Here is a 21,665-nt window from a genome sequence, read left to right on the forward strand (position 1 = left end):
TCAGCTGCGGGAGAAGGGAACGCCCAGATCGGCCGGGCCGGAAGCGCCGTCTGCGCCGCGGCGCATGAGCACGCGGTTCACCAGCACGAGCACGGCGATGGTGAGGAGATACGGCAGCATGCGCAGCACATAGACCGGCACCAGCTCTACGCCAGTGACCTGGAAGTAGAACTGCAGAGAGGTGAGCAGGCCGAAGAGCAGCGCGCCCACGAGCACGCGCGACGGCTTCCACGTGGCAAAGACCACCATGGCGATGGCGATCCAGCCCTGGCCGGCGGTCATTCCTTCCTTCCAGCCAGGCGTGTAGACCAGCGAGAGGTACGCCCCGCCCAGGCCGGAGAGCATGCCCCCCACCACGGTGCAGATGTAGCGCACCCGGACCACGTTGATGCCGGCGGTGTCGGCCGCGGCGGCGTCCTCGCCCACGGCGCGGATCATCAGCCCCTGCCGCGAGCGCGACAGATAGAGCGCCAGCAGCACGGTGAACACGATGCCCGCGTAGGCAAAGATGGACTGGGTGAACACGGCCTTGCCCAGCAGCGGGATGTCCGACAGGCCGGGGATGGGCATCTGGCCCAGGCGGATGCCGGAGCGGCCGATGACGCCGCGGCCCAGGAAGTTGGACAGGCCCATGCCGAGCATGGTCAGCGACAGGCCGGAGAGGACCTGGTTGGCCTTGAGCGTGATGGAAAAGAACGCGTGGATAAGGGCCATGGCCCCGCCCACGAAGCAGCTCGCCGTGACGGCCAGCCACGGGTTGCCTGTGGCGTAGCCTACGGCAAAGCCGGTGAGCGCGCCCATGAGCATCATGCCTTCCAGACCCAGGTTGAGCACGCCGCTGCGCTCGGCCAAAGTTTCACCCAAGGCTGCCAGCAGCACGGCCACCGAGGACTTGAGCGATATCTGGAGGATGAACGCGGCGTCACCGAACATTGCGGTCCTCCTGGGAACCATCCTGAGTATCTGTAGTGGAACCGGCCGGGGAGTCCTCGTTCCCCACGGCCGCAGCGCGCAGGGCGTTGCGTCTCTCGCGCCATCTGGCCAGAGCCTCGCCACCCAGCACGCCGAACAGCAACGCGGCCTCCAGGGCCATGCTGATGGACGCCGGCAGGCCCAGGCGGGACTGGAGCTGCTCGCCGCCGACCATCAGACCGCCCAGCGCCACTGCGGCGACAGGCACTGCCAGCGGGTTGAGCCGGGCCAGGAAGGCGACGATGATGCCGTCGTAGCCGTAGCCGATGGCCAGGCCGGCCTGGAGCCTGTGGTGCAGGCCGGTGATCTCGGCCATGCCGGCAAGTCCGGCCAGAGCGCCGCTGACGGCCATGGCGGTGAGGGTGAGGCGGCCGGAGTCGAACCCGGCGTAGCGCGCGGCCTGTGGCCCCTTGCCAGCGGTGCGCACCCGGTAGCCCCAGGCGCTGCGCGACATGACCCAGTACAGCAGGAGCGCGAAGAAAAGCGCGCCAATGAGGCCCGGATGGAGCCGCGTGCCGAAAAGCCGCGGGAGCTGCGCCGCCTCGCTGATCATGGCCGTGCCGGGAAAGCCCATGCCGGCCGGATCGCGCCAGGGACCGTAGAACAGGTGCTCCATGAAGATGATGGCCACGTAGTTGAGCAGCAGCGTGGAAAGAATCTCGCTGACGCGGCTGGTGACCTTGAGCACGGCCGGAACCAGCGCCCAGAGCGCGCCGCCCAATGCGCCGGCAATGATCACCGCAGGCAGCGCCACAAGGGCCGGGGACTCCGGTACGATGAACAGCGCCGTGCCTGTGGCGAAGACGCCGCCCATGACCAGCTGGCCCTCGCAGCCGATGTTCCAGAGCTGCATGGTGGCGGCCAGGGCCACGGCCAGGCCCGTGTAGGTGAAGGGCGCGGCCTTCACCAGCACCTCGGTGAGCGAGTACCAGGAGCCGAAGGCGCCCTGGGCCATGAGCCAGTATGCCTCGAAAGGGTTCTTGCCGTAGCAGGCAAAGATGACGCCGCCGCTGACCAGTGCGAAGAGCGCGGCGAATCCCAGTGCGAAGAGCGCGCGGGAGGTGTTGGGCGAGAGCCGCCGGCCCGCGTTCTGTGCGGAAGTCTGTGTGGCCGCCGTCATGCCTGCACCCCGGCCATGAGCATGCCGATGCGCTCCAGCGGCGGCTCGTCTTTTGTATCGTGCAGGTCCATGACCTCCAGGAAGCGGCCGCGGAACATCACTGCGATGCGGTCTGCCAGAGAGAGGGCCTCCTTGAGGTCGCCGGTGACCAGGAGGATGGCGCGGTGCTGGCGTTCCCGCAGCAGGGCGCGCCAGACCTCGCGGGCGGCGCGGATGTCCAGGCCCTGGGTGGGCTGCTCGGCGATGAACAGGTCCGGCTCGCGGGAGAGCTCTCGCGCCAGAAGAAACTTCTGCAGGTTGCCGCCGGAGAGATGGCCGGCCTCGGCGTGGATGTCCGCGGCCGCGACCTCGAAGTCCTCGATGGCCTGGCGCGTGGCCCGGCGCGCAGCCTCCAGGTCCAGCCCGCCCAGTCTGGAACGGAAGCGGTCCAGCGTGGTCAGCAGGTAGTTGTCCACCATACTCATGGACGGCACGCTACCTGTGCGGTGGCGGTCTTCCGGCACGTAGGCCAGGGCGCCGCGCGGCGGCTTCCAGGATCGATAGGTGTAGTTGCGGCCGGCGAAGGTGAGCGCGCCGCTGGAAAAGGGCTCCATGCCCGCCAGGCAGGCGGTGAGCTGGTTCTGGCCGTTGCCTGCCACGCCGACCACGGCGAATATCTCGCCGCGGCGGATGTCGAAGGAGATTTTCTGGAACGCCGGGCGGCCCTTTTCGCCGCCGCCGGCAAGGTTCCTGGCCTGGATGACCGGCTCCTCGTCCTGGATCTGCGCGGGTGCGGGCTCGTCATCCGAGCCGTCAGCACCGTCCTCGCTGTCCGGACCGGGCATGGAGAGCACCACCTCGCGGCCCACCATGAGCCGGGCCAGCTCGCGCTTGGAGTGGATCATGGCCGGGTCCAGGTTGCGTGCCACCATGCGGCCCTTGCGCAGCACGGATATCTCGTCGGCCAGGGCCAGGACCTCTTCCAGCTTGTGGGTGATGAAGATGATGGCGCGGCCTTCCTGCCGCAGGCGAGAGAGCACGTCGAAAAGGGTCTCCACCTCCGGCGGGGTAAGGATGGCCGTGGGCTCGTCCAGGATAAGCAGCTTGGCGTCGCGGCAGAGGACCTTGAGGATCTCCACGCGCTGGCGCTCGCCCATGGAGAGCTCGGCCACGCGGGCCTTGGGCCGGATCTCCAGTTTGAAACGCTCGGCCAGGTCCAGGGCGCGGGCCAGGTAGTCATCGCGCTTTGCCTTGGCAGGCGCGGTAAGCAGGATGTTCTCGGCCGTGGTCAGGCCCTGCACGAGCATGAAGCGCTGGTAGACCATGCCGATGCCGGCGGCCAGGGCCTGAGCCGGCGCGCTGAAGGTCACGGGTTCGCCGCGCAGGCTGAAAGAGCCCTCGTCCGACCGCAGCCGGCCTGCAAGCATGGACATGAGAGTGGACTTGCCGGCGCCGTTCTCGCCGAGCAGGGCGTGGATGCGGCCCTCGTAAACGTCGAGGTCGATGGACTTGTTCGCGACCACCTCGCCGAAGCGCTTGGTGAGCCCGCGGCAGGTGAGCAGGGGTGATGCGGCGGTCATGGCGGTGGTTTAGGGCTTGGGCAGAATCTCGGGTACGGGCAGTGTGGCCAGGCTTTCCACCGGTGCGGGCAGGTTGAGCTGGGGCACGCCCTCGGTGGCCACGCAGTAGAAGCCGAGAATGGGCGGAGCCGCTGCGCCGATCTCCTCGAAGCACGCCTCCACCAGGTCCACGGCGCCGAACATGGTGCCGCCGGAGCTGATGACGTCGTCCACGATGAAGACGCCGCGGGTGGCGTTGCGCAAAATTTCGATATCGCGCTCGTAGAGGGCCAGGAACTTGTCGCCGCTGGTGATGGAGTCCACGCCGATCTGGATGACGGGCCGGCGATCCGGCTCCATGTGCGGCTTGATGCGGTTGTAGGCGATGGCGGTTTCGTCCAGGCCGAGCTCCATGGCCGTGACCTGGGCGAGCTGGAGCGCCTTTTCCACCACGCAGAGCATGGCCACGCCCTGCATGTCCGGTATCTTTGTCTTTACGAGCCGGGCAAGAAGCCCGCCGAGATCGCGGTTGAGCCGGGTCTGTCCCACAAGGTTGAGCGAGGCGATCTTGATGCGTGCGCCATCCTCGCGCGGAAGCAGGACGTAGGGTATCTCGATGTCGTAGGCGAGGCCGGGCACAGTAAGTCGGTGCTTGTCGCCGGACTCGCGGCTCGTGAAGATATCCGCCATGGAGCGCTCCTGAAAGGAGCGGCCGCGACTGGCAACGCCGCGGCCGCTGTGGTTCGATGTTCGGTTACTCGGGGATGGAGCCGGAGACGCCCTTGACCAGCCAGCGCATGGTGAGCAGGTCGCCGTCGGAGGCCTGCTCGCCTTCCTTGACCATCAGGGTGCCGTTCTGGGCGTAGATGGGGCCGGTGAAGATGGCCTCGTTGCCGGCCTCGAACTCTTTCTTCACGGCGTTGACCTTGTCCTGCACGTCCTGGGGCACGTCCTTGTTGAACTCGGAGATCTTGATGGCGTTGTCCTCGAAACCGCCCCAGTACTCCTGCATCTTCCAGTCGCCGTCCAGAACCTGCTGGACCTGCTGCACGTAGATGGGGCCCCAGTTCCACTCGGTGGAGACCAGGGCGCAGTCGGCGCCGTACTTGGCGGAGTCCACGCCGTAACCGATGGCCGGGGTTCCGGCGGCGCAGGCGGCCTTGGCGGAATCCGGGGTGTCGGCCATCTGGCGGATGAGGTCGTGGCCGCGGGCGGCCAGGGTTTCGGCCAGGGTGGTCTCGTTGATGGGATCGCGCCACGCCTTGAGCCAGGTCACGGTGTTGATCTTCTCGGGATCGTACTTGATGCCGGCCTCGTCCAGGCCGCGGGTCAAGCCCAGGGTGAAGGCGTTGATGCCGCGGATGGGCTCGGGAATGGGCTGGGTGGCTACGGTGCCCACGTTGCTGTAGCCCATGAGCCCGGCCATGTAGCCGGCCAGGTACTCGGCCTGGTACATGCGGCCGAAGTAGGTGCCCATGTTGGGCGCGGTCTTGTAGCCGGAGCAGTGCTCGAAGGTGGTGTCCGGGAAGTCCTTGGCCACCTGCAGGGCCGGGTCCATGTGGCCGAAGGTGGTGGCGAAGATGACGTCATAGCCCTGCTCGGCGTAGTCGCGGAGCACGCGCTCGGCGTCGGCCGGGTTGATGACGTTCTCGGTGTAGCCGACCTCGACCTTGTCGCCGAGCTTCTCCTGCAGGTACTGGATGCCGTCGTAATGGGCGGTGGTCCAGCCCTGGTCGTCGATGGTTTCGAGCAGGGCGAAGGCAGCCTTTACCTTGTCCTTTTTCTCGGCGGCGTTGGCCACCGCGGCCGCGCAACAGAATACGGCGAGGGCACAAAAGAGCGCGACGAAACGAATTGTGCGTTGCATGACGAGTCTCCTGGAAAGAGTGATAATCCGCTGATGTTTTGACGTCCGGACAAACTCAATCAATGCCCGCGTCAAAGCGCGTTTGTCAACGCTGTGACAAACCAGAGACAGGACAAAAAAATCGGGACCGCACGCCAGCCGGCGCGATGGCCCCGAGGATCAGCGGAAAAGTCAGAGCGGAATCAGATGAAAATGTTGATGAGCCCGTCGGAGTTGCGGATCATCTCCTGCTTCACGGTCTGGCCGAGAGTGGCCAGGTAGACCAGCAGGCCGTGGCGTCTGGCAAAGGCCATGGCCGGGGTGAGGTCGGAGTCTCCGGCCACGAGCACGAGCTTGTCCACCATGTGGGTGGTGGCCAGCCAAGCGATGTCCAGGCCGATGTTGATGTCCACCTGCTTCTGGCGGAAGTCCGGGATGAGGTCCTGGGAGCTCAGGTTGGCGCCGGCAGAGAGGATTTCCTCTATCTTGTCCGGGGGCAGCCGCCAGCCGTTGAAGACCAGCTCGCCCACCTGCATGAAGAACTTCTCCTGCTCGGAGAGCCGCAGCAGGAAGTTGTCCTGCGCCCTGGCCGAAGGGGTCTGGCTGTAGTCTACGGTGTCGCCGGTGGCAGGGTCGGTGATGTGGCCGGCGTAGGGGTGGCAGTCGTAGTAGTGGATGCGGAAGAGGAAGTCGTCCTTGAGCTGGGGCGAGCCCATGATCTTGTCGTTGCAGATGGCTGCGACTTCCTCGGCGTTGGGGAATGCATTGTTGTACTGGCGATACTTCGATTTCAGAAATCCACCGTCGATGAAAATAGATGTCTTCATGACTGTCCTTTTTGGGATATGGTACCGGGTCTTATGAATAAACATGGCGCCTGGGTGGTGGTTCCCCAGCTCAGGCAGCCAGTTTTCTTGAGAATCTGTGCTTTCCGGCATAGCGTCACGCGATTTCCGCATTGGAAAGTACCATAATCAACCGCTTGATGCACTCGATATCGTAGCGTTCCCTATCAGCTTTGATCTGGGTGAGGGCCTCGAAGGGGTTTTTGGCGGGGCCGTCAGGGGTGGCGCGGGTCAGGTTGTCATAGGCATTGCAGAGTATGAGGGCGCGGGCATGCAGCGGCAGCTCCTGGCTGGCCACGCCTGCAGGGTAGCCCTTGCCGTCGGACTGCTCGTGGTGGAAGAGGATGCAGTGCAGGGTTTCGCTCTCCAGGGTCATGCCCGCGAGCACGGCGATGCCGGCGGCCGGATGGGTGCGGAACAGGCGCCGCTCCTCCGGTGTCATGAGGTCGGAGCGCTTCTGCAGCAGATACTCGGGCAGGGTGGTCTTGCCGATGTCGTGGAGTATGGCGCCCATGCCCACGCGGAAGAGGAGCTCATCGTCCGCTTGCGGAAAGGTGCGCAGGAGCGAGACCGTGAGCACCATGACGCCGAGGGCGTGGTCGTAGAGATGGAAGCCGCGCTGGATGTAGGCCGCGATTTTTTTGAGAGCTTTGGGATCGGCCAGGTAGGCGGAGGTGTCTTTGACCAGTCCCTCTATCTGGGCGAAACGCTTGCCTGTGGCCGGCGTGGAAAGTCGATTCTGGAATATCTCGCGCGTGATCCCGATGGAGGTCTGGTACCAGGCTGCGGCGCGGTCCTCCGGCGGGATGGTTTCGTCGTCCAGCAGCTCGCCCAGATGGCTGCGCATGTACTCTTCATAAAATCCCTTCTCCTCGGCGCGGACGTAGACGCGCTCCACGCCCATCTCCAGCAGGCGCTGGCGGTGCGCCTCGGTGAATATGTCCCCGCCCTTGGCGTAAAGCACAAGGCGATCGTTCTGGTTGAGCAGAACGGTGAAGCCGGAGCGGGTGGAGGGGAGGATGAAAAGGGGCGAAAAGGGTATGAAGCGGGGCCCTTTGCCGGATTCTGTCTGTTCTTGCTGCTTGGGGGAAGGTTGCATGGAGTATCGTGTGGGGGAAAGAGGTGAATGCGTGAACCAGCAATCACCATATATGGAATCGAACCCTGGATGCAAGACAGAGAACGCGATGTGACGAAAGGCCCGCCTGTCGTGCAATCATGCCCATAAACGGGCGGCCATGATCATCCGGGACGGCCCCATGCACGGAGGGCGTGCCCAGTCGTCGGAACGGGCGCAGGGATGCATTCCGGCGCCTGTCGGGTGATTACTCGGGGTGATTCACGTACGGCAAAGGGGCGCCAAGGATCATTGCTCAACGCCGATCGTCTTGAGTATGTGCGCGTTGCGCTCCACAACCTCGAACATGAAGAGGTCGGGTTTGAAACTCTCCAGGAACGAGGAGGGGAGGACATCTTCGAACGTGGTTTTGTAAACGGCGTCTTCCAGCGCTATGCGATGTACCTCGAACTGCAACTTCAGATAAGGCATGAGTCCCCAGGAGAAAGAGTCGCCAAAGAACAGCAGCTTGGGCTTCGGCCCCTCGCGCTTGGCGATGGGCTTGGGCTCGAAGGCCAGGTTGCGGTCGAGCTTCGGGTCGAAGTTCATGAGCATCCGGCCCAGGTCGCCCGAGGGATAGGGAACCAGCGTCCACTTGAAGTCGTCCCGTTCTGGAATCCTGAGGTTCCACTGCGGCAGCATGGTGGCGGCCGTTTTCATGAACTGCTGGTAGCCGAAGAACGCGCCGAGTGATGTCCAATGGGTGTCCGTGTGCAGGAAGAGCGGCTCTTTTTTGTGCTCCAGCAGAGCAGGGCACGGATTGACCACCGGGAACGTCGTATCCTTTTTGAGTGCATCGAGTATCTGGTCGGTTCTGTTGTAGTCCCGCACCTTCTTCACCTGTGGCGGCAGGTACTCCGGATAGATGGATTCCTTGTCCGGCGGGATCATCAGCAGCATCGGAACGCCCTTTTCCTTCATCCAGTCGTTCCATGAGTTGAGCACCTTGGTGTACAGCCTGAGCTCCCTGCCGGTCATCAGATTGGTGCCCATGTATGTGGCGATGGGATCTCCATCGGGAGTCTCGTACTTGAAATAGAGCCACTTACCTTCGCCCAGAATGACCTTGTTGATCTGGGTGGCGTGCATCACGTCTTTCTTGAGCGTCACGTAGCCGCGGATCATCACGTCGCGCAGGCCGAAGTGGTCGTTGAAGTATTCATTGAACCGCGTCGGAAAGCGGTAGATGTTCTTGTCTTGCAGGTTGAAGGGCGGGAACGTCGCTTTGGTACGCTTCTCGAAGTTGTCCGTGAAGAACTCGAGGCCCAACAGGTTGGCCGCCAGCGGGGCGAGCATGAACACGAAGAAGAGAATAAGGACGAGCCTCTCGCCGGGATAGCGTTTCGCCTCTGCGCGGGCCGCGTCGTATGCTTTGGGCTTTCCGGACATGGCGTTAGAAACGGAAGTAGATGAACGGGTTGTAGGTGGAGCTCGCGGTGTAGAACACGGCGATCATCAGCATCAGCACCATGAAAGCGCCCTGGACGCTGGCTACGACGGTCCGACCCGGACCGGAGCGCAGCATTTCGGCCTTGTTTTCCAGCCATGGGGCCACCGGCATGCTGAAGAGGAAGGCGAGGGCAAGGGTGATGACGAGCTCCGTGTTGACGTAAATGCTGGTGTCGAACAGCGGCTTGGCGCTGTGCATGCCAAACATTGCGCCCACATAGCGCCAGGCTTCACCGATGTCATCGATGCGGAAGAAGACCCAGCCGATGACGAAGACGAGTATGCAGTACACATGCGAGACCACGGCCGGCAGCCGCTCCAGCGCCTTTTTCAGGCCCAGCCGCTCGAAAATCAGGAAGAGGCCGTGGAACGCGCCCCAGAACAGGAAGTTCCAGCTCGCGCCGTGCCATATGCCCGTCAGGGTGAAAACGATGGCAATGTTCACGTATGTCCGCACGGAACCACGGCGACTGCCGCCCAAGGGAATATACAGATAGTCGCGGAACCACGTGGACAGGGTGATGTGCCAGCGTCGCCAGAACTCCTGGAGCGAGCGCGAGATGTACGGGTAGTTGAAGTTCTCCGGGAAGTGGAAGCCGAAGATGAGGCCCAGGCCGATGGCCATGTCCGAGTACCCGGCGAAGTCGTAGAAGATCTGCATGGTGTAGCAGATGGCGCCGAGCCAGGCGAGGGACGTGGATATCTCGTTGGGCGGCAGAGTCATCACCTGGTCGGCCAGCGCGCCCATGGTGTTGGCGATGAAGACCTTCTTGGCCAGGCCGATGACGAAGCGGCGCACGCCAACGGACCACATGGGCAGCGTCATCTCGCGGTGCTCCATCTCCGCGGCCACGTGCTCGTAGCGCACGATGGGCCCGGCGATGAGCTGCGGGAACATGGAGATGTACAGGCCGAGCTTGAGCGGGCTCTTCTGCGGTTGGGACAGTCCGCGGTATACGTCTATGAGATAAGAGACGGCCTGGAAGGTGAAGAAGGAGATGCCGATGGGCAGGTGGACCCTGTGATACTCCGTGATCCACGGCTCGGTGCCCAGGTCCGCCGCCAGCTGGTTCAGGTTTACAACGATGAAGTTGGCGTACTTGAAGTGCAGCAGCAGGAGCAGGTTGATGGCCACGCCGACGCCGAGGAGCAGCTTGCGGCGGGACTTGCCTGACTCCGGCGTGTCGATGAGCAGGCCGAATATGAAGTTGAGGCCGATGGAGGCGAGGAGCAGGCCGACGTGGAACGGCTCTCCCCAGGCGTAGAAGAAGATGCTCGCCGCAAAAAGGATGAAATTCCGCAGCTTCTTGCCGCCCAGCAGGTATATGCCGAGCACAAGGGGCAGGTAGAGAAACAGGAAAAGTGGCGAGCTGAATACCATCGGTCAGAAAAACCCGAAGAGGGAAGGGGCAAAGGTTTGGAAAATCTGGTCCGCCGGGCGGACAACCTCATTGCGGAAATGCCTCCTACTGCAAATGGCCGGGCTTGGCAATAAGTCGTTGTTGTTTTGGCCCGATTTGTAAAGAATATGTCATGATGGCCCGGAACGTATGTGGCGGTGATGCTTGACGCAAGGAGTCGTCACAGCCGATACATGCGCTTTCGGTACTTCGGAGAACCGGCAGCGGTATGGCCCGTCAGGATATCCGCTGCACAAAAACGACCCAGGCGGCCACTCCAGCCCTTGGAACCATAAGAAAGGACGAACCCCGTTATGGATTGGAAGTTGCTCGCAACCACCTTCGGCACGTTGTTCGTGGCCGAGCTCGGCGACAAGACGCAGCTGGCGTGCATCCTGCTTACCGCAAAGACGGAAAAACCGTGGACCGTGCTCCTGGGCTCCTCCCTGGCCCTGGTGCTGGTCAGCGCACTGGGCGTGGCCTTTGCCTCGTTTATCTGTCAGTACATTCCCGCGGATGTCGTGAAGAAGGTCGCGGCCGTGGGCTTTGTGATCATCGGCGTGCTCATCTACTTCGACAAGCTCTGACAGGCTGTTGGAACTCTCCCGCTGGCTGTGTGCTGAAAACAAGTTCAAACCCGCGCGTCCCTTGTGAACGCGTCAGCCTCGAACTTTTCTTGCACTCTGCAAGCGTGGTCTCTGGACAGCCCGCCGTGGGAGGACTTTTGCAACAACCTTACTAGGGTGTGCTCCCGCAGAGCTTGAGAATCCAGTCCGGCGTGTCGATGTGCTTCTCGTCGGGGCCGTACATGTCGCTGAACACGCCGTCGCCCTCGGGGTCCACCAGGGTGATCTCCATCGGGTACTTCAGGTCGGTGTCGATGAACATCGAGCTGACCTTGCCCTGAAGCGTGTTCACGGCCACGAGGACGAGATCGTCGCCGGATTTGATGCCGTACTTGGCGCGCGCCTCGTCCGGAAAGCGGAACCCGTTGACCATCCAAAGCGTCTGGACGTGCTCCCGCCCGGGGCAGCGCGAGACCAGATCCTTTTCCGTGGTGAATGCAGGCAGCTCCAACCCGTACGCCTTCACGTCCGGCACGAACCAGCCCGACTCGTTGACCTCCTCGGCATGGGCCGGATAGCCCGCGAAAAGGGTGATGGCCACGGCGGCGAGGAGCGGTGCGATATTCCGGAAGAGATGTGTCATTGGGCCGTCTCCTTGGCTCTTGTGTCGATTGTCGTGTCGGTTGCCGCGCCGGCATTCTCGCTGGTGCCCCCGCTGGCGCTCCCGTCGATGCGCAGATAGGCGGGGTCCACGCCAAGAAGCGAGCTCAGCGCGTACCCGTGATCCGCATCCGGCGGCGGACCGCCGAGCGGTGCGGCGAGCATGCCGCCCGGGTCCTTGGGCGCGCAGCCTCCAAAAAGCATCGGAGCCAGGGCGATGCACAGCAGAAAAAAGCATGTTCGCATGGTGGATTTCCTGGGTTGACGGTTGCCTGCATCCATTACAAAACGCATTCAGATGAACTCTGTCAACCCGCGGCCGGCGATGAGCGTACGGTACAAAGCGGCGTAGCGGGCGGCCGACCGGTCCAGGCCGTACTCCAAGAGCGCGCGCTCCCTGGCCGCAGAGCCCAGCCCGCGGCGTTCTTCGTCCGGAAGCCGCAACACGGCGGCCATGGCCGAGGCCAGCGCTCCGGCGTCGCCAGGCGGCGCAACGAACCCCGTCTTCCCCACGGCGATGGCCGAGTCGCCCACATCCGTCACCACGCACGCCACGCCGCAGGACATGGCCTCCAGCACGGCCATGGGCAGCGACTCCCCGCGCGAGCTGTTCACCGCAACATCCAATCCCGGTAACAGCGCCGGCAGATCACCGCGCACCCCCAGCAGGCGGATGGATTGTTTGAGCGGATGAGTATCCACCATGGCTGCGAGCTCGCGGTTCTCGCGGTTCAGCCCGGTTCCCATGAGCACTGCCCGCACGCGCGGGGTCATGTCTTCCGGCAGGGCGGCCAGAGCGGCCAGGAACCCAGGCACATCCTTCACCGGGTCCCAGCGGGAGACGAACCCCACGAGCAGAACGTCCGGATCGGCAATGCCGGCAGCATCCAAAAGGCGGGCCCGCGCCCCGGCATCCGGCCGGAAGCGGTCCGTGTCCACGCCGCTTGGAATCACGGCCAGCGTATTTGCGGCATAGCCGAGCTTGGCGTGTATGCGCACGGCCGTTTGCGACGGCGCGATAATCGCGGCGGGTCCGGAGCTGCGCCGGCGGGAGAGCAGGGCCAGCATCGTGATGACGCCGCGCGTGGAGAGCCGCACGGCGCCCTTGGAAACATAGGCGTTGCGCAAACCCCACACCAGCGGTGGCTTCTTTCCCGGCCAATGGGCCAGGCGTATGGCTGCCGCGCCGGCGAGGTCGGCATGGTACATCCACGTCTGCACCAGGTCCGGCGGCCGGCTTTCCAGAAGGCGCGCCAGGCGGCGCATCGCCCCGGGCCATTTGTGCGGCGCGGAAAGGCCGCGGTCCATGCCCAGGCTGAAAACCGGAATGCGCCCAAGCTCCGCGGCCATGGCGCCGGGCTCCAGCAGGCTGATGACCTCGTTGTGGAAGCCGCCGGCTGCTGAACTCTGCCGGTCCCCGCCGTCCGCATCATCCGGGCCGGCCTCCAGCCGGGAGAGCAGGGCGGCCAGATGCCGCTCCGCGCCGCCCACGTTGAGGCCGGTTATGATGTGACAGATTCTGTGCATGGTTTGGTGGTGCCGTTGTACGAGAAAATTACGCGTTGCACCATGCCGGCAACTCGCCATGTGCCCCTGGTCCGTCCCTGAAGCGCTTGGCCGAATGGGAGTGGCAAGGTACGCTACCTACCAGGTAGGATTTCGAGAACCTCTTGTTTATTTTCAGGGAATGCCATATACAATCATTTAAAGTTTTAGTCTCACCAGGCTTGAGTGTCAGAGAGGGCAGGGGGCGCCGTCTCTATCGCTTGCTGTGGTGTCGTTGTGTCGTGACATTGGACCCCCCATGTCGCATCGAGGCGGCTGCGGTATGAGTAACTCCTCAGGGTTCCGAGTCGTTATAGCGGATTCGGACCCGGTAATGGCAAAAATCGTGCTGAACCAGGTGGCCTGCACCGGCCACTTGGCGGAAGATATTGGAGAGTCCGGGACAAGCAAGCCCGGCGCCATTCCAGGCTGCCTCGATTTTGTCATAGCCCATTGGACCATTGCCTCCAAGAGCAACTTCGCCTTTCTCGAATCCCTGGAGAAGGCCGACCCGCCCATCCCTTACATTGTCATGCTTCGGGACAAGGACGGCTCGGCAAAGCAGCTGAAGCTGCAGCTCAAGGAGCGCGGCAGCCTCTTCAGCCTGAGCCAGCCTTTCTCCACAGACAAGCTCGAAGAGGTCATCGGCAAGGTCATCGCATCCCTGCCGGAGCCCGTGGCCGCGCAGTATCGCGAGCGCATGGGCAACGACTCCAGCAACCCCTTCGACATCGGAGGCGGCGTACCCACGGCCCAACCCGCCGCTCCCCAGCCGCAGAACAATCCCCCGACCCAGGCCGGCGACGGTCCTGTTGCCGCCAACCCGGACTCCAAGCCATTGGATGCACTGGGCAATACGCTTTTCGAGCTGGAAGAGACCCGGCCCGAGGAGGACAACAGGGAAGACGAGTCCCTCTCCGAAGAGGAACGCGCCGTTGTCAACTGGTTCGACGACCCGGAGTTCCTGGGCTCCACTCAACGGCTGCGCGACTCGATCCATTTCCGGGTCAGCTTCAACGAGAACGACAGCGCCTTTGCCGTGGAAAAGGCGCAGGAACCCTCGGCAGCGTATGGCGAAACGCCGCATTCCGATGCGGCAGTGGATACGCCGGATGCATCTGACGGCCAGACAGGGGGCAACGGCTCCGCGAAAAAGCAGCGCGACCACGCCGCCGAGACCGCCAAGGAGTCCACGGCTGTCACGGCTCGGCGCCACTTCTCCAAGGGCAAGGAGGCGCTCGCGGCCAAGGACTATACCCAGGCGATCCGCAACTTCACGGCCGTGCTGCAGCTCAAGCCCGGTTCTCCCCAGGCGTACAAGGGCTTGGCCGTCGCCTTCCGCGGCAAGGGGGACTGGAACCGTTCCTGCTACTTCCTGGGCCGCGCCTGCCAGAGCTTCATCTGGTGTGGCCGGTTCGAGGAAGGACTGGCCATGCACGAGGAGATGAAGCGGCGCGGCATCACCACGGTTCACCCCTTCGGCGCCGTGGCCCAGACTCTGGTGAAGCGCGGCCGGCTGGACAAGGCGCTGCGCCTGCTGGAGCAGGGGCGTAAGCTGGCTCCCAAGGACGCGGACCTGCTCTGGGCGTATGCGCTGCTCCTCTCATTCAAGGGCGACAACAAGTCCGCCATCCGCGCGCTGGACGACCTGCTCTCCTCCGCCGCCAAGCACAAGGACGCGCGCAACCTCCGCGCCAAGCTCTTGAGCAAGCCGCCAAAGCCGCCAAAGCCGGACAAGAACGGCAAGGGCGACGACTCCCAACAGTCCCACGATCTCGACTCGCTGTCCGACGAGTAGCGTCTCTCCATCCCTGAGAAGGCGATCCGCATGGCTTTTTTACGGCTATGCGGCGTAGCTCTGCATTTCCGGCGATGGCATGCTCGCCATGTCGCTGCTTCGCGCTCTTTGGTTGTCGCTGGCGCTCAAGCTGTGATACCGTGGGAGGCAACATGGCGGAAACGCCGCGAAAAACCGGGAAAGCCGCGCTGCCACCAGGAGAGGACATGGCTACCATACTAGCGGCCGACATCGGCGGAACATCCAGCCGGTTCGGCCTGTTCACCATCGAGAGCGGCGGGACGCTCAGCCTGGAGCGGACCGATATCTTTGAGACGGCCGACGCCGAGTCATTCTCCGACCTGGTCTCCCGCGTTTCGGAGCTGGATATCGACATCGACAACGTGGACACGGCCGTGTTCGCCGTGCCCGGGGCTGTGAACCGCGGCGTGTTCGTCTCCATGCCCAACGTTACCTGGAATATCGATCTGGAGAAGAGCAGCAACAAATTTTATCAAGAGAAGCTGACCCTTATCAATGATTTCAAAGCCCAGGCCTATGCCACCCGCACCGAGGCCATCCGCGACGCCAAAAAGATAAAAACGGGCCAGGCCGTGGAGGATGCCACGGTAGCCGTGGTCGGGGCCGGCACCGGTCTTGGCCATGCCGCGGTGACCATGGGCGCGCCGGGCCGGATAACGGCGGTTGCCTCGGAAATGGGCCATATTGCCTTTTCGTTCATCGGCGAGGAGGAAGAGGCGTTCCATGCATTTTTACGGAAGAAGCTCAGCATTCCATATGGATACGGAGATCTTGTTGTTACCGGGCCGGGGCTCAGCCACATCCACGAGTTCCTGACCGGTGAACGGCTGGAGCCCAAGGAGGTTTCCGAGCGTGCCGAGCCCCGCGTGATGGAGTGGTTCTCCCGGTTCTATGGCCGGGCCGCGCGCCATTACGCACTGGCCGTGGTGGCGCAGGGCGGGGTCTACATCGCTGGGGGCGTGGCCGCAAAGAACCCGTCATTCGTGGATTGTGACGCCTTCCGCAATGAGTTCGTCCTGTCTCCGACGTATGGGTACCTGCTGGAAAAGATTCCAGTGTGGCTCAACCGCAACGAAAAATCCGGCCTGTGGGGCGCTGGCTATCTCGGCGCGCAGAAGCTGGATTTGGTCAGCTGAGTCTGGCCGGAGATACCGTGGAAAAGTTTCTCAGATACTTCAAGGATGCCGACAGCTTCAATGATGCGGCGGCGCGCGAGATCGCGTCTTTGATTGTCGAGGCCGTGGAGGCGCGGGGCCGCGCAACACTGGCTCTGGCAGGCGGCAACACGCCCAAACCCGTGTACGAACGACTGGCTGCGTTGCCGGGGCTGCCCTGGGAGCAGGTCGATGTGTTCTTGGGCGACGAGCGCATGGTGCCGCCCGACTCCGGGGACAGCAATCTGCACATGGCGCAGGAGCACCTGCTCGGCGCTCTGGACCATGCCCGGCCGCGGGTGCATCCCATAGAAACCGTGGGCAAAAGTACGGCGGAAGCCGCGACGGCGTACGATGCCGAGCTGTCCAGAATTCTGGACGGAGACGGCTGCGCGGAAGGTCCGGGCCGCCTGGATCTCGTGCTGCTCGGCATGGGCGGGGACGGCCACACGGCGTCGCTTTTTCCCAAGGCCGCGGCGCGGCAGGAAAACACGGCCCGAGTCGCCGCCGTGTCCGCCGCAGAGATGTCGGAGGGAATGGCGCCGCGGGTGGATCGCGTCACCCTGACGCCGCGGTCGTTGAACGAGTCCCGCTGCGTGCTCTTCATGCTGACCGGGAGCTCCAAGCTGCAGCTTTTCGAAGCCATGGAAAGCGGCGACCCCCAGGCTGCCATGCTGCCGGCCGCGGAGGTCCGGCCGCAGGACTGCCTGATTTGGTATCTCCTGAAACCATGAGTCCATGCAGGAGGTTGCAGGAAAAACTTCAACATTTGTAGGTATCGGAGATGTTGTTGCGGAATCATCGCCCCGCGATGGCATTTTCCTTTTTGCACGCCGGATTGTTCCGCCCGGAAGTATCCTCAAACATTGCGAGCCATTCATGAGCGAGTCACTGGATCAGTATAAGCGGGAGGCGGCGCTCGCCGCCGTGGCGGAGGTCAGGCCAGGTATGGTGGTGGGGTTGGGCCACGGCAGCACGGCCATCCACGCCATCCGCGAGATCGCCCGGTTGCTGGACAGCGGCGAACTGCATGATATTCGAGGATTGCCGTGCTCCGAGCATGTGGCCAGGGAAGCCAGGAAAAAGGGCATGGGGGTGGTCAACCTGGGCGAGGTGGAGGGCGCGGACCTTACCATCGACGGGGCCGATGAGCTGACCGAGACGTGCGACGCGGTCAAGGGCGGCGGCGGGGCGCTGCTCTCCGAGAAGATCGTCCACCAGAACAGCAGGCGGATCATCCTGATTGTGGACTACACCAAGTTCGTGTCGCGGCTGGGCGAGAAGCGGGCGCTGCCGGTGGAGGTGGCCAAGTACGGCTGGCAGGCGCAGCAGCGATTCATCAAATCACTCGGCGCAATGTCTGCTGATCTGCGGCAGGACGACTCCGGCGAGCCGTTTACCACGGACCACGGCCACTTCATTCTGGACTGCCGCTTCGACCCCATGGACGACCCCCACGCTTTGGCGCAGGCGTTGGAGTCGCGCGCCGGAATCATGGAGCACGGTCTGTTTCTGAACATGGCCCAGGAGGCGCGGGTGGCCGGTCCGGAGGGCCTGCGCACACTGCGCCGCTAGGCAGCACGACGGGGCGGAGCTCCTTTGTTGTTTCCCGTTGCCTGCGCCAGCCGCGCTGGCGTGAGGGTCCTTTTATCCAGAGATAGAGGCAGGTTGCCTGTCAGATGCCAGGCTGCGGCGGCTAGCCCCGGCCTTTGTGTCTGCCGGTGATGAGCAGCGGGGTCTCCTCGCCCGACGCGCCGCGGGAGACGACCCCGGCGAGAATCCTGTCGAGGATGGCGAAGTCCACGGGCTTGGCCACATAGTCGTCCATGCCGGCGGCCAGGAAGCGCTCTTTGTCCCCCTTGATGGCAAAGGCCGTCACCGCGATTATCGGAATGTCCGTCCTGACGCCGGCAAAGGAGCCGCTGCGGATGCGGCGGGTGGTCTCCAGGCCGTCCATGCCGGGCAGGCGGATGTCCATGAGCACGCAGTCGAAGCCGTTGTGGGAGAGCAGCTCCAGCGTTTCGCTGCCCGTGGTGGCGGTGACCACCTCGTGCCCCTTGGAGACAAGGGTGCGCGCCAGCATGCGGCGGCTGCCCTGGTCGTCGTCCACCACCAGGATGGAGAGCGGGCGTGTGGGCGCCATGTTCTGCTCGCGGGTGTAGGATGGCGCATCCATGGTCGCGCCGGGCAGACCGAAACGCGCGGTGAAATGGAAGACCGAGCCCTCGCCGACCTCGGATTCAGCCCAGATCATGCCGCCCAGCAGCGAGACAAGGCGCTTGCAGATGGCCAGCCCGAGTCCAGTTCCCTGGACATTTTTCGCGGTGGATTCCAGTCGTGTGAAGGTGTCAAAAATTGTAGACAGCTTGTCGTGCGGAATCCCTACGCCCTGGTCGCGCACGGCAAAGTGAATGAGCGGGCCGTCCTGGTCTTCGTCGGCGCCGGCGGGTTCCACCCGGGCGCGAATTTCCCCCTGCCTGGAGAACTTGATGGCGTTGGAGATGATATTGGTGAGCACCTGGCGGAGTCGCGTCTGGTCGCCAATTACAAACTGCGGGGTGTCGCGATCGATGCGCAACGTCAGCGCCAGCTTTTTGGATGCAAGCTGCGGCTGGAACAGGTTGACCGTCTCGTCGATGATCGCGCGGATGGAGAAGACCTCCTGCATCAGGTCCACATGGCCGGCCTCGATCTTGGAGATGTCGAGGATATCGTTGATGATATCGAGGAGCTCCCGGGCCGAGGCGCGGATATAGCCCAGGCTCTCGCGCTGCTCGTCGCTGAGCTCGGAGTTGAGGGTCAGGGAGGTGAAGCCCAGGATGGAGTTGAGGGGCGTGCGTATCTCGTGGCTCATGTTGGCGAGGAAGGAGGACTTGGCCTCGTTGGCTGTTTCCGCCGCTTCGCGGGCGGTGCGCAGCTGGCCTTCCAGCTCCCTGGCCAGAGTCACGTTGCGCCCGGTCTCCCAGTTGGCCCAGCCTGGAATGGGGCACTCTTTGGAGATGTTGGTCCATGCCGTGACCAGGGGAGAGCCCTCTGCCGAGCGGATGACGACCTCGCGCTCCCGGTAGGTGCCTGGCAGGTCCGGCGGCGGGGCCGTGTCCGCCGAGGGGTAGAGCAGCGAAGCGGCGTCGTGGTTGCCCACTATGCGGCGGCTGGAATAGCCGGTCACGCGCTCGCACTCCTTGTTCCAGAAAATGTGCACGCCGTTTTCGTCAAAGGCGCGGATCATGAGCGGCAGGTTGTCCACCAGCAGCTCCAGGCGCTCGCGGGAGCGGATCAGCTCGCGTGTGCGCTCGTCCACCAGGCCTTCCAGTTCCTCGCGGACCATGGCCCGGTGGGTCACGTCTGTGGCCGTGACCAGCACGCCCCAGGTGGCCACGCGGTTCATGGAGATCTCCCAGCAGCGGTCGTAGGCGCGGACCTCTGCCGCGGGAACAGCGTTCAGCTGGGCCAGGGCGGCGTCGAAATCCTCATGGGCCGCAAAGGAGTCTGCTTTTGGGAAAAGATCTTCGCGGAAAAACGGTCCGCTGAAAGTATCGCCGGCGTGCAGGCCGAGCTGCTGGGCGCTGTCGTTGGCCTGCAGAATGAGCAGGCTGACCGGGTGCACCAGCAGGGCTGGCTGCTGCATGCCGTCGAGCATGGTTTCCGTGATCCGGCGGTACTCGGCAAGCTCACGGTGGCGCATGACCTGCCGGGCGGTGGCTTCGAGGGCCTTGTCGAGCACCTCGGGAGCGGAGTCGCCAGGCACAAACATGGCCGGTCCCAGGGCGGCGGCGTCCTCCAGGAATCCGGAATCCTCGCGGTCCATTAAATAGATGACGGGGAGGGCAGGGGTCATGGAGCGCAGCGAGGCCGCCAGCGGCACGGCGCCGTCAGGCTCCAGGCCGGCGTCCACCACGGCGATCTCTGGTTTGTGCCGGGCCGCGGCAAGCAGGGCCTCGCGGCCGTTTTCCACACAGATGACGTTGTCGTACGAATCGCGCCTCGCCTCCATGGCCGCAACTGCATGCGGACCGGCGGCGAGCAACGTCGGGGCTCCACGTCCGACAGCACCGGACCAGCCAAGCCGGGGCGAAGAATCCTGTGCCTTCATGACCATGTGTTCCTGTCTATCGGCCGTCGTTGGACGGCATCTCCATCATCAGCATGGAGGTCCAATCCAGCGCCTCGGCATAGCTGCGCGCGATGACGGCAGGGTCGAGGTCCATGCTCTTGACCGCGGCGTCCAGACCTTTCCAATCGCCCTTTTCAAAGGAGATGGCCAGACCGAGCCAGCGGGCAAACTCGTTGTTCTGTCCCAGCAGGGCCACGGCTATCTCCGTGTCCAGGTTCATCGGGTCCACCAGCTCGTCCATGGGCGTGGCGAGCATGACGTCGAGCAGGGAGAAGAGGCCGAGCAGGAAGCGCGTCTTGGCCGCCTCCTCGTCAGAGCCCAGGGAGTGGGCCGCCAGCTCCAGGAAGCGGGCGCGCTGGACCGAGGCAAAGGCGAGCTCGCGGCCGGTATCGCCGACGGCAAAGTCGGCCAGGATGATGACGCGCAGCCAGTCCACAATTTGCCGCCAGCCCAGCAGCGTGACGGCCTGCTCCACCGAGCGGATGGTGTGGCGTATGCCGAAGAACGGGGAGTTGAGGTAGTTGATGAGACGGTAGCTCAGGCCTACGTCGGAGCGGATGGCCTCTGTCAGCTCCTCCAGCTCCAGATCGCCGCGCTGGATTATTTTGAGCAGGCGCAGGCGGCCGGCCTCGTGGGAGCTCAGCGTCCGGTGGGCGACGATCTCCGGGTGCTTGAAAAAGTAGCCCTGGAACAGGGTGCAGCCCAGGGAGGCGGCGAGCTGCTGCGTGGTCACGTCCTCCACCTTCTTGGCCATGAGCGTCTTGCCGAAGGACTTGCCGGTGGTGACGATGTGGATGATCTCGCGCGGCTCGAAGCCGATGACGTCGATCAGCAGGAAGTCGCACAGGGAGACGAGCCACTCCGCACCGGTCCGCGCCTGGTAGTCGGCCACGGCTATCCGGTAGCCCTTTTCCGCCAGCCGGGTCAGCGCGGGCTTCAGCTCCGGGTCGAGGGCCTGCGCCTCCTGGACCTCCACGATGAGGTTCTCCGGCGGCAGGGCTTCCGGCACGCCGGAGATGATGCTCTTCGAGGAGAACGTGAGCGCGATGTGCAAGCCGCCCTTCAGGTCCGCTTCCGTGCACAGGCCGGCGGCGGCAGTGACTGCCAGACTTGCCAGATCGCTGTCGGTGAACTGGGCGGAGGTGGCGTTGAGGTCGCCGCGGTAGAGCAGCTCGAAACCCCACAGGGAGCCGGCGTCATCAAAAACAGGCTGCTTGGCCAGGTAGACGTCGTGGTATGTGTGCGTGTCCTGCTGCATGTGTCCGCTCAAGGCAATTTGGCAATGCGTGGGGGGGAGACTGGTGCACGCCGATGGTTCGACGATAAGCCTCTAATAATAGAAGGCTCTGTTTTGAATGGCAAGGGCGATTGTAACAATTGGCGAACAAATCTCCGAGGCCTCGAAATGACTATGGAAAAGCGTCAGACAGCCAGAGAACGGCACTGGAAAGGAACGCCCGATGCGGAATGCCTGCGGCCCTGTCGTTTGTCTGGAAGCAGCGTTGACCATGGTTTCCGGG

Annotated in this window: 19 protein-coding genes; 5 read left to right on the forward strand and 14 right to left on the reverse strand. The window is 63.7% G+C overall.

The window, feature by feature from the left end:
• The 9 genes from E8L03_RS18155 to E8L03_RS18195 all read right to left on the reverse strand — a co-directional run bounded on the left by E8L03_RS18155 (window position 1) and on the right by E8L03_RS18195 (window position 10,268).
• A complete protein-coding gene (locus E8L03_RS18155; protein WP_171268101.1) occupies window positions 1-933 on the reverse strand; it encodes an ABC transporter permease in 933 nt (310 codons plus the stop codon).
• Window positions 923-2,092, reverse strand: coding sequence for an ABC transporter permease (locus E8L03_RS18160; RefSeq protein WP_144305060.1), 1,170 nt, complete (start codon window positions 2,090-2,092; stop codon window positions 923-925). The genes E8L03_RS18155 and E8L03_RS18160 overlap by 11 nt, the downstream gene beginning before the upstream one ends.
• Window positions 2,089-3,651, reverse strand: coding sequence for an ABC transporter ATP-binding protein (locus tag E8L03_RS18165; RefSeq protein ID WP_171268102.1), 1,563 nt, complete (start codon window positions 3,649-3,651; stop codon window positions 2,089-2,091). The genes E8L03_RS18160 and E8L03_RS18165 overlap by 4 nt, the downstream gene beginning before the upstream one ends.
• 9 nt (window positions 3,652-3,660) lie before the next feature.
• A complete protein-coding gene (locus E8L03_RS18170) occupies window positions 3,661-4,320 on the reverse strand; it encodes a phosphoribosyltransferase family protein (RefSeq protein ID WP_144305058.1) in 660 nt (219 codons plus the stop codon).
• A gap of 64 nt (window positions 4,321-4,384) precedes the next feature.
• Window positions 4,385-5,497 (reverse strand): BMP family ABC transporter substrate-binding protein, encoded by a 1,113-nt coding sequence (locus tag E8L03_RS18175; protein WP_171268103.1) that lies wholly within the window; start codon window positions 5,495-5,497, stop codon window positions 4,385-4,387.
• A gap of 182 nt (window positions 5,498-5,679) precedes the next feature.
• Window positions 5,680-6,303 (reverse strand): NYN domain-containing protein, encoded by a 624-nt coding sequence (locus E8L03_RS18180; protein WP_167512424.1) that lies wholly within the window; start codon window positions 6,301-6,303, stop codon window positions 5,680-5,682.
• 115 nt (window positions 6,304-6,418) lie between these two features.
• The gene (locus E8L03_RS18185; protein WP_171268104.1) at window positions 6,419-7,420 is read right to left on the reverse strand and encodes an HD-GYP domain-containing protein; all 1,002 of its coding nucleotides are present in this window, start codon (window positions 7,418-7,420) and stop codon (window positions 6,419-6,421) included.
• A 267-nt stretch (window positions 7,421-7,687) separates the two neighbouring features.
• The gene (locus tag E8L03_RS18190) at window positions 7,688-8,827 is read right to left on the reverse strand and encodes an alginate O-acetyltransferase AlgX-related protein (protein WP_171268105.1); all 1,140 of its coding nucleotides are present in this window, start codon (window positions 8,825-8,827) and stop codon (window positions 7,688-7,690) included.
• Window positions 8,828-8,831: 4 nt separating this feature from the next.
• Window positions 8,832-10,268 carry an MBOAT family O-acyltransferase gene (locus E8L03_RS18195; protein WP_144305053.1) on the reverse strand — a complete coding sequence of 479 codons (1,437 nt, stop codon included), beginning with the start codon at window positions 10,266-10,268 and terminating at the stop codon, window positions 8,832-8,834.
• Between the two features lie 333 nt (window positions 10,269-10,601).
• On the opposite strand from E8L03_RS18195, the gene E8L03_RS18200 reads away from it, so the two are divergent.
• The gene (locus tag E8L03_RS18200; RefSeq protein WP_144305052.1) at window positions 10,602-10,874 is read left to right on the forward strand and encodes a TMEM165/GDT1 family protein; all 273 of its coding nucleotides are present in this window, start codon (window positions 10,602-10,604) and stop codon (window positions 10,872-10,874) included.
• Window positions 10,875-11,025: 151 nt separating this feature from the next.
• Here the strand turns inward: E8L03_RS18200 and E8L03_RS18205 are convergent, their stop codons facing one another.
• From E8L03_RS18205 to E8L03_RS18215, 3 genes are read right to left on the reverse strand one after another with little or no spacing between them, the layout of a single operon-like run.
• On the reverse strand, window positions 11,026-11,496 hold the full coding sequence (locus tag E8L03_RS18205) for a hypothetical protein (RefSeq protein WP_144305051.1): 471 nt from the start codon (window positions 11,494-11,496) through the stop codon (window positions 11,026-11,028).
• Window positions 11,493-11,759 carry a hypothetical protein gene (locus tag E8L03_RS18210; protein WP_144305050.1) on the reverse strand — a complete coding sequence of 89 codons (267 nt, stop codon included), beginning with the start codon at window positions 11,757-11,759 and terminating at the stop codon, window positions 11,493-11,495. The genes E8L03_RS18205 and E8L03_RS18210 overlap by 4 nt, the downstream gene beginning before the upstream one ends.
• A 48-nt stretch (window positions 11,760-11,807) precedes the next feature.
• The gene (locus E8L03_RS18215; protein ID WP_167512423.1) at window positions 11,808-13,040 is read right to left on the reverse strand and encodes a glycosyltransferase; all 1,233 of its coding nucleotides are present in this window, start codon (window positions 13,038-13,040) and stop codon (window positions 11,808-11,810) included.
• A 352-nt stretch (window positions 13,041-13,392) separates the two neighbouring features.
• Here E8L03_RS18215 and E8L03_RS18220 point away from each other — a divergent pair, with 352 nt between their 5' ends.
• The 4 genes from E8L03_RS18220 (at window position 13,393) to rpiA (ending at window position 17,606) form a co-directional block, all read left to right on the forward strand.
• A complete protein-coding gene (locus E8L03_RS18220; protein WP_171268106.1) occupies window positions 13,393-14,856 on the forward strand; it encodes a tetratricopeptide repeat protein in 1,464 nt (487 codons plus the stop codon).
• Window positions 14,857-15,062: 206 nt separating this feature from the next.
• Window positions 15,063-16,013 (forward strand): glucokinase, encoded by a 951-nt coding sequence (locus E8L03_RS18225; protein ID WP_171268107.1) that lies wholly within the window; start codon window positions 15,063-15,065, stop codon window positions 16,011-16,013.
• A gap of 17 nt (window positions 16,014-16,030) precedes the next feature.
• Window positions 16,031-16,765, forward strand: a complete 735-nt coding sequence (pgl, locus tag E8L03_RS18230) for a 6-phosphogluconolactonase (protein WP_171268108.1) — start codon at window positions 16,031-16,033, stop codon at window positions 16,763-16,765.
• A 145-nt stretch (window positions 16,766-16,910) separates the two neighbouring features.
• A complete protein-coding gene (rpiA, locus tag E8L03_RS18235) occupies window positions 16,911-17,606 on the forward strand; it encodes a ribose-5-phosphate isomerase RpiA (RefSeq protein WP_171268109.1) in 696 nt (231 codons plus the stop codon).
• A 121-nt stretch (window positions 17,607-17,727) separates the two neighbouring features.
• Here the strand turns inward: rpiA and E8L03_RS18240 are convergent, their stop codons facing one another.
• A complete protein-coding gene (locus tag E8L03_RS18240; RefSeq protein ID WP_171268110.1) occupies window positions 17,728-20,124 on the reverse strand; it encodes a response regulator in 2,397 nt (798 codons plus the stop codon).
• A 16-nt stretch (window positions 20,125-20,140) separates the two neighbouring features.
• A complete protein-coding gene (locus E8L03_RS18245; protein ID WP_171268111.1) occupies window positions 20,141-21,403 on the reverse strand; it encodes an EAL and HDOD domain-containing protein in 1,263 nt (420 codons plus the stop codon).
• Window positions 21,404-21,665: the final 262 nt, after the last annotated feature.

It is taken from the genome of Oceanidesulfovibrio marinus, assembly GCF_013085545.1.
GTDB lineage: Bacteria > Desulfobacterota > Desulfovibrionia > Desulfovibrionales > Desulfovibrionaceae > Oceanidesulfovibrio > Oceanidesulfovibrio marinus.

Excerpts from the sequence above, each read along its gene's own strand:
- E8L03_RS18155 (WP_171268101.1), bottom strand. The coding sequence starts at position 933 with ATGTTCGGTGACGCCGCGTTCATCCTCCAGATATCGCTCAAGTCCTCG.
- E8L03_RS18160 (WP_144305060.1), bottom strand. The coding sequence starts at position 2,092 with ATGACGGCGGCCACACAGACTTCCGCACAGAACGCGGGCCGGCGGCTC.
- E8L03_RS18165 (WP_171268102.1), bottom strand. The coding sequence starts at position 3,651 with ATGACCGCCGCATCACCCCTGCTCACCTGCCGCGGGCTCACCAAGCGC.
- E8L03_RS18170 (WP_144305058.1), bottom strand. The coding sequence starts at position 4,320 with ATGGCGGATATCTTCACGAGCCGCGAGTCCGGCGACAAGCACCGACTT.
- E8L03_RS18175 (WP_171268103.1), bottom strand. The coding sequence starts at position 5,497 with ATGCAACGCACAATTCGTTTCGTCGCGCTCTTTTGTGCCCTCGCCGTA.
- E8L03_RS18180 (WP_167512424.1), bottom strand. The coding sequence starts at position 6,303 with ATGAAGACATCTATTTTCATCGACGGTGGATTTCTGAAATCGAAGTAT.
- E8L03_RS18185 (WP_171268104.1), bottom strand. The coding sequence starts at position 7,420 with ATGCAACCTTCCCCCAAGCAGCAAGAACAGACAGAATCCGGCAAAGGG.
- E8L03_RS18190 (WP_171268105.1), bottom strand. The coding sequence starts at position 8,827 with ATGTCCGGAAAGCCCAAAGCATACGACGCGGCCCGCGCAGAGGCGAAA.
- E8L03_RS18195 (WP_144305053.1), bottom strand. The coding sequence starts at position 10,268 with ATGGTATTCAGCTCGCCACTTTTCCTGTTTCTCTACCTGCCCCTTGTG.
- E8L03_RS18200 (WP_144305052.1), top strand. The coding sequence starts at position 10,602 with ATGGATTGGAAGTTGCTCGCAACCACCTTCGGCACGTTGTTCGTGGCC.
- E8L03_RS18205 (WP_144305051.1), bottom strand. The coding sequence starts at position 11,496 with ATGACACATCTCTTCCGGAATATCGCACCGCTCCTCGCCGCCGTGGCC.
- E8L03_RS18210 (WP_144305050.1), bottom strand. The coding sequence starts at position 11,759 with ATGCGAACATGCTTTTTTCTGCTGTGCATCGCCCTGGCTCCGATGCTT.
- E8L03_RS18215 (WP_167512423.1), bottom strand. The coding sequence starts at position 13,040 with ATGCACAGAATCTGTCACATCATAACCGGCCTCAACGTGGGCGGCGCG.
- E8L03_RS18220 (WP_171268106.1), top strand. The coding sequence starts at position 13,393 with ATGGCAAAAATCGTGCTGAACCAGGTGGCCTGCACCGGCCACTTGGCG.
- E8L03_RS18225 (WP_171268107.1), top strand. The coding sequence starts at position 15,063 with ATGGCTACCATACTAGCGGCCGACATCGGCGGAACATCCAGCCGGTTC.
- rpiA (WP_171268109.1), top strand. The coding sequence starts at position 16,911 with ATGAGCGAGTCACTGGATCAGTATAAGCGGGAGGCGGCGCTCGCCGCC.
- E8L03_RS18240 (WP_171268110.1), bottom strand. The coding sequence starts at position 20,124 with ATGAAGGCACAGGATTCTTCGCCCCGGCTTGGCTGGTCCGGTGCTGTC.
- E8L03_RS18245 (WP_171268111.1), bottom strand. The coding sequence starts at position 21,403 with ATGCAGCAGGACACGCACACATACCACGACGTCTACCTGGCCAAGCAG.